We start from the raw sequence: 502 nt of genomic DNA, 5'->3' as shown, positions 1-502 counted from the left end.
TTACTTCCCTTGCTCCAACGACTGTCTGTATGACCGAGAAACGTCTTTGGTAATCAGAGGATAGTGCAAGCCTGTTCCTGTAGGATGAATGAAGCTGCTCCAGCTGGTCAAGTAACTTTTCCAATAACTGAAGTAACCTTCGTGTAATCATACGAGTCTGTGATTTCCTGCGTTTACGCAGTTTGCTATAAGCAAGATAGGCACGGCGTACATCAAGATACTTGTTACGGGGACGTTGTATGTGCAAGGTCTGGCAATGTTTGCACAGATGACGATGAAGCCATACAATACCTTCCCATAAGAGTTTGGTATCAGTAGGAAAACGCAGATGACTTTCATAACAGGTGGCATCGGTCATACAGACATGAAGGTTCTCAAGATAAGGTTTCCAATGCTCGGCAAGAATGAGCTGGAGGGACTCAACGTCAAGGCGATTCGCTAGTTCCTGACGAATTGCACTGACGATTTTAGGATTGGTTAGTGGATGAAGCGGATCAATCTG

Annotated in this window: 1 pseudogene; it reads right to left on the bottom strand. The window is 45.0% G+C overall.

Annotated features, from left to right (window positions below):
• Positions 1 to 502 (bottom strand): annotated as a pseudogene (locus BACFIN_RS20440) (DDE transposase); the annotation flags it as partial.

Origin of the sequence: Bacteroides finegoldii DSM 17565 (assembly GCF_000156195.1) — a bacterium.
GTDB classification, from domain to species: Bacteria; Bacteroidota; Bacteroidia; order Bacteroidales; family Bacteroidaceae; genus Bacteroides; species Bacteroides finegoldii.
This window is presented reverse-complemented; position numbering and strand designations above follow the sequence as displayed.